Source organism: Alienimonas chondri (genome assembly GCF_013036045.1).
In the GTDB taxonomy this organism is placed as follows: domain Bacteria; phylum Planctomycetota; class Planctomycetia; order Planctomycetales; family Planctomycetaceae; genus Alienimonas; species Alienimonas chondri.
This window is the reverse complement of sequence record NZ_WTPX01000167.1, coordinates 1-9,584: the sequence shown is the minus strand read 5'-3', so window position 1 is coordinate 9,584 and position 9,584 is coordinate 1. Positions and strand designations below refer to the sequence as shown.

Sequence of the window (9,584 nt, the reverse complement as noted above, 5' to 3'; positions counted from 1 at the left end):
CCGACGACGGATTCGACCCTTACCGAAAGTGGTTGGGGATCCCGCCCTTCGAACCGCAGCATCAGGAGTGGCCGGGCCTCGATTCGAAGATGTCCCCCCGCCCCCGGCACGCCGGCGAGTCTTATAAGCCAGCGGATAAACTGCTGGGCAAAAAGGCGTTGGTCACCGGGGGCGACAGCGGCATCGGCCGGGCGGTGGTGACGCTGTTCGCTAAAGAGGGCGCCGACGTGGCGATCGTCTATACCCCGCAGGAGCAGTCCGACGCCGACGAGGTGAAGGCCGAGGTCGAAGCGATCGGCCGGAAATGCGTGCTCATCCCCGGCGATCTGGCCGAGGAGCCGTTCTGCCGGGAGGCGGTGCAAACCGCCGTCGACGGGCTGGGGGGATTAGATATTCTCGTCAATAACGCCTCGGTGATGTTCATGTCCGACAGCATCGAAGAGCTGCCGGACGAACAGTTCGAGCGGGTCTTCAAGGTGAACGTCTTCGCCTACTTCCGCACGATCAAAGCCGCGGCGAAGCACTTGGCCGCGTCTGAGGGGAAACCGGGGGGCTGCGTAATCAACACCGGGTCGATCGCCGGGCTGATGCCGTTCGCCAGCGGCCCGGACTACGGCGCCAGCAAAGCCGCGGAGCACAGCCTGACCTGGAGCCTGTCGAAGCAGTTATTGAAGCGCGGCATCCGCGTGAACTGCGTCGCCCCCGGCCCGGTCTGGACCCCGCTGAACGCCCAGGCCCGCCCCGCCGACGGCATGGCGACCTATGCGAAGGAATCCCCGATGGGCCGCCCCGCCCAACCGGAGGAGCTGGCCCCGGCCTACGTCTATCTGGCCTCCAACGCCGACAGCGGCTACGTCACCGGCGAGATCATTAAGGTCTGCGGCGGCGAAGCGGTATAGGAGACCGGCAGGAGCGGGCGTCACGGCGATACGGGATAGCCGTGCCCCTCCGCGTTGTTTCGCTCGTCTTGGGTGGCGTCGGTCGCGAGGTGCCGATCGATGTAAGCCGAAGCCGTCGAGTCGCCGGTTTCATGCCAGATGCGAAGGATCGCCAGCCAGGCATTCACTCGGCGATTGAAGGTCGCGAGCCACTCCCCGTTTACCACATCCCCGGTCGGTTCGGCGACCGCCGCCCGGTGTCGTTCGATCGCCTCACTGAGAGCGGATCCGGACACCGCTGTATCGACCCAGTCCCATCCATGCCGACCGGCGTTCGTGAGGAGCAGATGACGGCGATACCATCCGTACCAGCACGCCGTGCTGACCGCACACCCCAGCAGGAGCAAGCCGACGACGTACCGTCGTCGAGAACGACCGGCCGTGGGAGACGGTTTCTCGTTCGTTGCGTCGCCGTCTGACATCCCGTCGCCTACCCCGCCCGCCGATGCAGCACCGGCGGCTTCTCGCCGGTTTCGCGGAAGCGTTTGGCCCAATCCGGCTCCGGCACTTCGTTCCCGTCGGCGTCCTCCCAAACGCAACGGCCGTCCTTCCAGAACACCAGCGGGATGCCGGTCATCCGCGATTCCTGCCGGGCGCTCTCCGTCGCGGCGGCACCCGCGGCGGCGATGGCTTCCGGCCGGTCTCGCATCACCGCGCCAATATCCACACGACCGTTCTCAGCCGGCTTCGGGCGACCGTTCGCCGCTGCCCAGTGTGGGGGCGTCGTACCGTTCGCGGAGTTCATGCCAGAGGTCTGGACGGAGGAGGGTCGGCGAGGCGTCGCCGGACCCGGTGGCGATCGGGTCGAGCGGAACGACGCCGCTGTTATCGTACAGCGTCCAGGCGTCCGCGAGGGGACGGTACAGCCGAAAAAAGTTCTTGATCGTGGCGTCGTGCCGGCGTCGGAGCGTGTCTCTGGGGATGTCATGCCCGCCGGCGGCGACGCGCCGAGACACCCGCTCCATCGAGAACTCCGCGGCCGGCACCCACAGAAAGAAAAGCGTGATCGAATATCCCGCCGCCTTCATGTCACGTACCCGCTTTGCCAGCGTGCGGCCCGAGAGCGTCGTCTCCACCGCGAAGTCCAGCCGCTCGCGGATGTAGTCGTCCATCTGCGTCAGCAGAATGCGGCCGGCGGCGAACGCCTCGGACTCGGGATCAAACCCGCTCAGCCCCCGCGCGATCGTATCTGCGTTGAGGAACCGGCGAATTTGCAACGCCTCGGGCAGCAGCGCGGGGGCGGCCGTGCTCTTGCCGGCCCCGTTCGGACCGGCCAGGACGACGCATTGCGGGGGGATCGGAGCCGCCATGCTCGGATGCTAACGGCGCCGAGGCTGGACTAAAAACAGCTCTTCACGATGCCGCCGTCCACCCGGACGGCGGCGCCGGTGGTGGCGCTGGCCAGGGGGCTGGCGAGATAGGCCACCAGCGAGGCGACCTCCTCCGGCTCCGCGAAACGTTTAATCAGCGACGTGGGCCGGGCCTCCTCGAAGAATTGCTTCTCCACCTCCGCCTCGGAGGCGCCGCCCTCGCCCAGCCCGTCGATAAAATCAACGACGCCCCGGGACTTCGTCGGGCCGGGCAGCACGCTGTTCACGGTGATGCCCGTGCCGGCGACGGTCTCCGCCAGCCCCCGGGAAACGGCCAGTTGCGCGGTCTTCGTCATCCCGTAGTGCACCATCTCCGTGGGGATTTGAATGCCGCTCTCGCTGGAAATAAACAGGATGCGACCCCAGTCCCGCTGACGCATGCCGGGGAGGTAGAGCCGGGCCAGTCGCACGCCGCTGAGGACGTTCACGGTGAAGAACCGGGTCCAGTCTTCGTCGGTGATCTTCTCGAACGGCGTCGCCTCGAAGATGCCGAGATTGTTGACCAGTACGTCGACGGCGGGATGGGCAGCGAACAGCTGCTCCGCGGCCTCGGCGGTCGACAGGTCGCCGGCGAATCCGACGAGCATGCCGCCGGTCTCCCCGGTCAGTTCCGCAGTCAGTTCCGCGACGGCGGCGTCGACGGAGTCCTGCGACCGGCCGTTGACGATCACCCGCGCCCCTTCGCTCGCCAACCGGGCGGCGATCGCCCGCCCGATCCCGGCCGTGCTGCCGGTCACGAGGGTGGTTTTCTCGGAGAGTTGCAGATCCATCGGGCGAGCCGGAAACGAGGTGCGGAAGCGGAGGCGAGACGATGGTATCCCCCCCGCCGCACACGTCGGCCCCGCCGGTTTACTCGGCGGTGATGAACTGGCGAACGATCTTCGGCAGATTGCCGGCGATCTCCTGCCGCGGTACGAAGACTTTTTGGAACCGGCCTTCGGGGTCGAGTAAAATATAGGTGGGAATCTGATGCACCCCGAACGCGCGCTGAGTGGCGCCGTCGACGTCATCCGCCGTGATGCCGACCGCCGGTTGTCTGGCGACCGCCCTGACGATTTGCTCGTCGGTGTCGGAGGAGTGATAGATGGTCACGACCGTCAGCCGATCGGCGAACGCCTCCGCGACGGCCCGCACTTCTCCGGCGTAGACGTTCCGGCGATCATGCAGCGCGGAGGTGAAGTTCAGCAGAACCCACCGCCCCCGCAGCGACTTCAGCGTCGGCGGGTCGTCGGTCGGCGTGCCGTCCGGGGCGAGGGCTTTGGAGAGCGTCAGCTCCGGGACGACGCCGTCGAGAAACCACCGACCGGAGAACGCATCTCTGGACGGAGACCCCGCCCGACCCGGCGGCAACGCGATCTCCCGGGGTTCCAACCGCACGGTCGCCGGTTCCGGCGTCTCGCCGCGAATCAGCGTGAACTTCGCCGTGCCCGCGAAAGGCTTCAGCGGGTCGAACGCGGCGATCTCGGCGGAGGAACGGCCTTCCAGCGAGGCCGGGATCGACTCCGGGCGCAGGGTGAATCGGCCGTTCGCATCGGCAGCCGTCGCCGGGGCCGTGACGGCCGAGTCGTGCGTCGTCCACACCAGCGCTCGGGGGACCGGTTCGCCGTCGGCGTTCACGACCGTCCCGGTCAGTTCCGGCATCCGCGCCAACGGCACGTCGCCGACGTTGAATCCCTCCGGCGGCACGTCGACTTCAAGCATCCCGGGGAACCACTGTTCCGATCCTCGTCCCTTGGCCACCAACCGCACTTTGTCCCTCGGAGTTCCCACCGTGAAGCGGCCGTCTTCCTCAATGGACGTCTGCCGCTGGTCCGCTTGAAGACGCTTCCAACCGACCCCCGCCGGGGTCGACCGGTTTGATTGGTCGGGCGCCGGGATGTAGACGTCGACCGTTGGAAAGCCCGGCGCCCCGCCCTGCGGCTCGCCGGTGGCCGGGTCGACCAGACGGCCGGTCACGGTCGTCCGTCGCAGCGCGGTGATCGTCTCCACTTTCCGCTCGCCGGGGTTCAGCCGAGCGGTGAGGGAGGACGGGACGAACACCAGATCCGGGTGCGTGACGGTCACGACGGCGCCGAAGTCCCGCTCCCTCTCGGTCTGATCTGGATTCCAGGTTCGATACGACCCCGTCACCTCCGGCCCGCTCGCCGGCAATTTCAGGGCGATGACAGCCTGCCCGTCGGGCGTGGCGTCCAGCGAGCGTTCCTCATAGGTGCCCGCGTCCGTCCCGACGCGGCCGTTCCCGTGGGTCCGCACCAGATAGCCGTCGCGGGGCAGCGGTTCGGCGCCCTCGCCCGGGTCGATCCGCACCTCGAACAACCCGGCCTGTCGAATGGTGACGGCGATCGGGTCTGGGGCCGCCGGTGCGCCCGGTTCGGAGACGACGAGCGGGTCGGTGATCTGCCGATGCTGCCCGGGCGGGTCGAACGCCACCTGCATCTCTTCGCCGGCCGGAAGATCGCCCAGCGTCAGCCGTCCCTCCGCATCCGAGGCCGGCCACGGCGATCCTGCGGCGGCGGCCCACTCTCGGGTCAGGATGAACCGCTCCATGCCGTGCCCCGCGACCGTCGACTTCGGCCGGACGCCCTCCACGGGGGCGCCGTCCGCGTCGGTGAAGGTCAGCGACAGTCGGCCCCCGGGAACCATGGCGAGCTTGGAATCGAACGTTGTCGCGTCGCGGGGCCACAGATTCACATGCTGATTCCCGACCGCGCCATCCGGCCCCTTCGCCATCAGCCACACGAGTTGCGTGTGCGGATGCGGCAGATCGGGCAACACGTACCTTCCGTCCGCATCCGTGACCGCGGAGGCCGACGCCACGGCCTCAACCAAGGGCTTTGGCGCCACGACCGTCACCCGTACCCCCGCCGCTGGCGTTCCGTCCGCCGTCGTCGCGACGCCCGTGACCGTGATGACGTCCGACTTCGCGGCGCCGTTTGGGGGGCCATCCGGCGAGTCGTCCGGTTCGGCCGGCAGGGCGACCGCCAACAGGGACGCGATCAGCAGAGACAGAGACGACGTGGCCATCCGTGATTCCTCGACAGAGTACCGGGCCGGCGGTGCGAACGAGGGGGAGCCGCCCCGCATCCAGTCTGTCCGATGCAACGCGCCGACGCCACGGCCTCTCGCCATGCGATGTCCAAGCGAAAAGATGCCGCCCGCTGCGTTCGGCCGTCTGACGGGGGGCGGTTAGCCCTGCTGAGCGGCGGCGGAGAGCGCCTTCACGCACTCGTCCCATAACTCCGCGACGGGTTTGCCGGCGATGTCTTCAAAGAGAGATTCTTGATATTCGCCCTTGCCCAGGGCCTGATGGATTTGATCGACGGCGCCGGGGGTGCGTTCGTCCAGCCACTCCAGGAAGCGGGCGGAGACGCGGTAGCCGTCGTCATAATTGTTCCGCGTGCTCAGCCGCTCCGGGAGCTGCCAGCCGGGTTGCCGTTCCGGGCCGTAAACCTTGCGGGCGTAGTCGGCGATCCCTTCGACCAGCCAGCCGGGTTTATCGAACCCGTCCCGGGCGCGGGGATATTGTTGAACGGCGTGGGTTAGTTCGTGGGTCAGCAGGGCGATGTCGTCCGGGTGGTCTTTCAGATAGGCCCCGCCGACGGTGATCTCATCGCCCGTGCAGTACGCCGGGACGCGCAATTGTTCTTTGAAAATGATCGTGACGTGACGCGGCGCCTTCCGCTCCGGATCTTCGAATCGCTCGATCAGGCTTGGATAGCACCGATAGAACTCCGTAACGAGCCGTCCGGCCGCCGGGGCGAGCTCCGGGCCGACCTCGCCTTTCACGGAGACGGACACCGGCTCGGGCGGCTGCTCCGCCGGCGCGTCGTCGGCGCGAGCGGTCGGCGCGACGAGGATCGCGGCGCCGGCCAGCAGGAGCAGAGAGGTCGAAGAACGAGGTCCGCCGAGCATGGTATGCTTCGTTCGGGAGCGTAAACCGGGGTGACGCCTGATCTTAGCGACTCGCGAACTCCGTGCCAGAAACCCGGTCCGACCCGCCCGTCTGTTCCGCCCGATGCCGCCTGTTTGATAGGTTCTGATCGATGTTTGAGTGGCTCGCCGGGGTCGACTTCGACCAGCCGCACAACCTCTATAACGCGTTCGAGGCCGGGCTGTGGTCGGCCGTGGCGGTCGCGTTGGCCTGCCGGCCGACGCCGGCGCGGGCGAGCGGATATCGGTGGGCCCTGGTCGCCGTGCTGCTGGCCTTCGCCGCGTCGGATATCTGGGAATTAAAGACCGGGGCGTGGTGGCGGCCGTGGCCGCTGTGCGTGTTAAAGTTCGCCTGCGGCGGGGGCGGATCCTTGCTGGCGCTGCTGTGGTGGCGGGCGGAACGCGAGGCGCCGGCGGCGATCGGCGAGGAAGAAACTCCCGCGGCGCCTTGAACCGACCGCCCGGTCGGCTGCGTTCGTTCGTTCGGCCCCCATTCCCGGTTCCCCCTGCCCGCCCGCCGCGATGTCCGCCCTGCCGTTCGCTTTAATTCTCTTGGCCGCTTCCCCGCCGGGGCCGGCGCCCGACCTGTCGGCGGACCGCGTCGCCGCGGTCGTGGCGCCGTATCTCGAAGCGCATCCGTACGCCGCGGTGACGGTGGGCGTCTCGACGCCCGCGGGACGAGCCGTCTATGGGTTCGGGTCGGTCAAAGCGGCCGAGGAGCCGGTCGTTGCGCCGGACGGACGGACGATTTACGAACTGGGCTCGATTACGAAGGCGTTCACCGGGCTGACGCTCGCGCGGATGATCGACGCCGGCGTCGTGAGCGAGGACGACCTCGCCGCCGATCGGCTCCCGCCGGACCTCGCCCCGCCGGTCTGGACGGACGAGGAGGGCGTGCCGCGACCGATCACGCTGCGTCAGTTGGCGACGCACACCAGCGGCCTGCCTCGCTTGCCGACGGGGCTTGGACTGTATGCGTTGCTGGTCGGCGACGCGGGCGATCCGTACGCGGGCTTCGACCGCCCGCTGCTCGGCCTCACGATGCGGAAGATGGCTCCGAAAGAGCCGGGACGGTTCGCCTATTCCAACCTCGGCGTCGGGTTGCTGGGGCATGCGTTGGCGCAGGTCGATTGCGGCGACGCCTCCGCGGAGTCGACGCTTCTCCGCAACCGCCTGACCGGGCCGCTGAAGTTAAAAGACGTCGCGTTCGATCTCTCGGAAGAGCAGACGACGCGGTTCCCGCAGACCTACCGCCTCGGCGGCGTCGCCACGACGCCGTGGACGTTTGCGACGATCCGGGCCTGCGGCGGTCTGCACGGAACCGCCGACGATCTGCTGACGCTGTCCGACGCCTGTTTGGGCCGCGGGCCGATCGACCTGTCGGAGGCCTTCCGCACGGCGGCGGAACCGCGGGAACCGGCGGGGAACAGCCGCATCGGGCTGTGCTGGTTGACGAGCGAACTGCCGACCGGCCGAATGGTCTGGCACAACGGCGGAACCTACGGCTCGGCAAGCTTTCTGGGCCTGCTGCCGGACCGCGGGATCGCGGTGGTCGTGCTGTCGAACTGCGGGGCGTCGGTCGATCCGCTCGCGACGGCATTGCTGAAGGGGGCGGACGCTCCGTAGCGCCCGCCCCCCAGCCATTGCTCGTCAGACGAAAACCGGGTCCGTCAGACGGGAACCGGGGCGTCGGGGGAGTGGGTGACGTCGGGATTGGGCGTCGGGAAGTCGCCGCCGTCCCGTGGATCGTCGTCCTCGTCTCCCTGCCCGAGCGACCATTTTAATAACGGCGGAGTAATCACGGTGGTCACGATGACCATAAAGACGATCGCGCTGAAGGTCGTGTCGTTAATGACCGGCACCTCCATGCCCCTCGTTCCGGTCTCCGGGTTGAACTGAGTGGGTTCCCAGCGCTGCAACGTCGAGCCGACGGCGGCGAAGATCAGGCCGACCTCGCCGCGGGGGACCATGCCGATCCCGACGGCGACTTTATTGACGCCCTTCTCGACGCAGGCGAACGAGCACACCATCTTGCCCAGGATCGCCAGCCCGGTGAACGTCAGGGCCATCATCCAGAACCGGCCGCCGGCGAATTCTTCGAGGTTCACTCGCATCCCCATCAGCACGAAAAAGATGGGCACGAACAGGGCCGTGAGCGGGCGGATGGCGTCCTCTAATTCGTGCACGTCCTCCCGCTCGCCCAGCTCTTTATATTGCGCCTGTTCGAGGATCAGGCCCGCGGCGAACGCGCCGACGATCGTCGCCAGCCCGATCGAGTCCGCCAAGTAGCTGAAGCCGAAGCAGATCAGCAGGGCGGTGACGACCAGCAGTCCGCGTCCGCGGAGCTTGGAGGCCATCTTGAACAGGAACCGCGGGAATTGCAGCGCCCCCAGTCCCAACGCCCCGCACAGGAACAGGGCGGCCAAGCCGATGATCCGGGCGATGTCCCAGTAGAAACTATCTTCCCCCTCGACGGCGCCCGCGGTGGCGCGGGCGAGGCTGGCGGCGATCGCCCCCTGCACGACGGCCAGCACGATCAGGCCCAGCACGTCGTCGATCACGGCGGCGCCGAGGATGATCTGGCTCTCCTTGGTCTTGTGGCGGTTCAGGTCGCGAAGCACCCGGGCGGTGATGCCCACGCTGGTGGCGCACAGGGTGGCGCCGATGAAGGCGGGCTCCTGCCAATCCTCAAAGAAGAAGGCCCGCGAGATGACGTAGCCCAGCAGAATCGGGGCGACGACGCCGGCGATCGCTACGAACAGGCTCGTCCAGCCGACCCGCAGCATCTCCCGCACGGTGCATTCGAGTCCGACTTCGAACAGCAGCAGAATCACGCCGATCTCCGCCAGCAGGGCCAGCGAGGCGCCCACGTCGCTGGCGAGCGAGCTTTGGAAGGCGTCGGGGTCCGGCGGCTGGAGGAAGTCCAACCAATGCCATTCCACCCCGAACAGCAGGTTCGAGATCAAGACGAGGTTGCCCAGCAGAATGCCCAGGGCTAACTCGCCGACGACACTGGGGATGCCGATTCGCTCGAACAGGTCGCCGACGATCTTGGCCCCGAACAGGATCACCACGATCGCCGCCAACAGCGGGGCGACGATGCTGCCGTGCGCGGAGTGCTCCGCATGCTTCGGGCTGGTCCCGCTGTCGTGGACGTGGTCCTCGCCGAGGTGTTCCCCCTCACTGTGCTCCCCGTCGACGGGTTCTCCGTCAGCGGGTTCTCCCTCGGCGGGGGCTTCCGCGGCGGGTTCTCCCTCCGGAGCGGGGTCCGCGGCGTCCTGAAACGGGGCGACGAACCCCGGGGCGGAGGGCGCCGCGACCGGGGTTCGTCGCCCCGTTTCAGGAC

At 68.0% G+C, this 9,584-nt stretch carries 10 protein-coding genes; 3 read left to right on the top strand and 7 right to left on the bottom strand.

Translation table 11 applies throughout. The features are described 5' to 3' along the window. Window positions 1-899 (top strand): SDR family oxidoreductase (locus LzC2_RS18290; RefSeq protein WP_315854741.1); only part of this gene is annotated, 899 nt, incomplete at its 5' end. 20 nt (window positions 900-919) lie between these two features. Here the strand turns inward: LzC2_RS18290 and LzC2_RS18285 are convergent. The 6 genes from LzC2_RS18285 to LzC2_RS18260 all read right to left on the bottom strand — a co-directional run bounded on the left by LzC2_RS18285 (window position 920) and on the right by LzC2_RS18260 (window position 6,220). Further along, window positions 920-1,174, bottom strand: coding sequence for a hypothetical protein (locus LzC2_RS18285; RefSeq protein ID WP_171189472.1), 255 nt, complete (start codon window positions 1,172-1,174; stop codon window positions 920-922). A 194-nt stretch (window positions 1,175-1,368) separates the two neighbouring features. Further along, a complete protein-coding gene (locus tag LzC2_RS18280) occupies window positions 1,369-1,605 on the bottom strand; it encodes a hypothetical protein (protein ID WP_171189471.1) in 237 nt (78 codons plus the stop codon). Between the two features lie 10 nt (window positions 1,606-1,615). Continuing rightward, the gene (locus LzC2_RS18275; RefSeq protein ID WP_171189470.1) at window positions 1,616-2,248 is read right to left on the bottom strand and encodes an ATPase; all 633 of its coding nucleotides are present in this window, start codon (window positions 2,246-2,248) and stop codon (window positions 1,616-1,618) included. A gap of 29 nt (window positions 2,249-2,277) precedes the next feature. Continuing rightward, window positions 2,278-3,078, bottom strand: coding sequence for an SDR family NAD(P)-dependent oxidoreductase (locus tag LzC2_RS18270; RefSeq protein WP_171189469.1), 801 nt, complete (start codon window positions 3,076-3,078; stop codon window positions 2,278-2,280). Between the two features lie 79 nt (window positions 3,079-3,157). Next, window positions 3,158-5,332, bottom strand: coding sequence for a hypothetical protein (locus tag LzC2_RS18265; RefSeq protein WP_171189468.1), 2,175 nt, complete (start codon window positions 5,330-5,332; stop codon window positions 3,158-3,160). Window positions 5,333-5,494: 162 nt separating this feature from the next. Further along, window positions 5,495-6,220 (bottom strand): basic secretory protein-like protein, encoded by a 726-nt coding sequence (locus LzC2_RS18260; protein ID WP_171189467.1) that lies wholly within the window; start codon window positions 6,218-6,220, stop codon window positions 5,495-5,497. 131 nt (window positions 6,221-6,351) lie between these two features. On the opposite strand from LzC2_RS18260, the gene LzC2_RS18255 reads away from it, so the two are divergent. Then, window positions 6,352-6,690 (top strand): hypothetical protein, encoded by a 339-nt coding sequence (locus LzC2_RS18255; protein ID WP_171189466.1) that lies wholly within the window; start codon window positions 6,352-6,354, stop codon window positions 6,688-6,690. Between the two features lie 70 nt (window positions 6,691-6,760). Next, entirely contained in the window at window positions 6,761-7,864 is a 1,104-nt protein-coding gene (locus LzC2_RS18250) for a serine hydrolase domain-containing protein (protein WP_171189465.1), read from the top strand. 44 nt (window positions 7,865-7,908) lie between these two features. On the opposite strand, the gene LzC2_RS18245 is transcribed toward LzC2_RS18250, so the two are convergent. Beyond that, window positions 7,909-9,584, bottom strand: a 1,676-nt coding sequence (locus LzC2_RS18245) for a cation:proton antiporter (protein ID WP_194362430.1), incomplete at its 5' end; no start/stop codon positions are given.

Excerpts from the sequence above, each read along its gene's own strand:
- LzC2_RS18275 (WP_171189470.1), bottom strand. The coding sequence starts at position 2,248 with ATGGCGGCTCCGATCCCCCCGCAATGCGTCGTCCTGGCCGGTCCGAAC.
- LzC2_RS18270 (WP_171189469.1), bottom strand. The coding sequence starts at position 3,078 with ATGGATCTGCAACTCTCCGAGAAAACCACCCTCGTGACCGGCAGCACG.
- LzC2_RS18265 (WP_171189468.1), bottom strand. The coding sequence starts at position 5,332 with ATGGCCACGTCGTCTCTGTCTCTGCTGATCGCGTCCCTGTTGGCGGTC.
- LzC2_RS18260 (WP_171189467.1), bottom strand. The coding sequence starts at position 6,220 with ATGCTCGGCGGACCTCGTTCTTCGACCTCTCTGCTCCTGCTGGCCGGC.
- LzC2_RS18255 (WP_171189466.1), top strand. The coding sequence starts at position 6,352 with ATGTTTGAGTGGCTCGCCGGGGTCGACTTCGACCAGCCGCACAACCTC.
- LzC2_RS18250 (WP_171189465.1), top strand. The coding sequence starts at position 6,761 with ATGTCCGCCCTGCCGTTCGCTTTAATTCTCTTGGCCGCTTCCCCGCCG.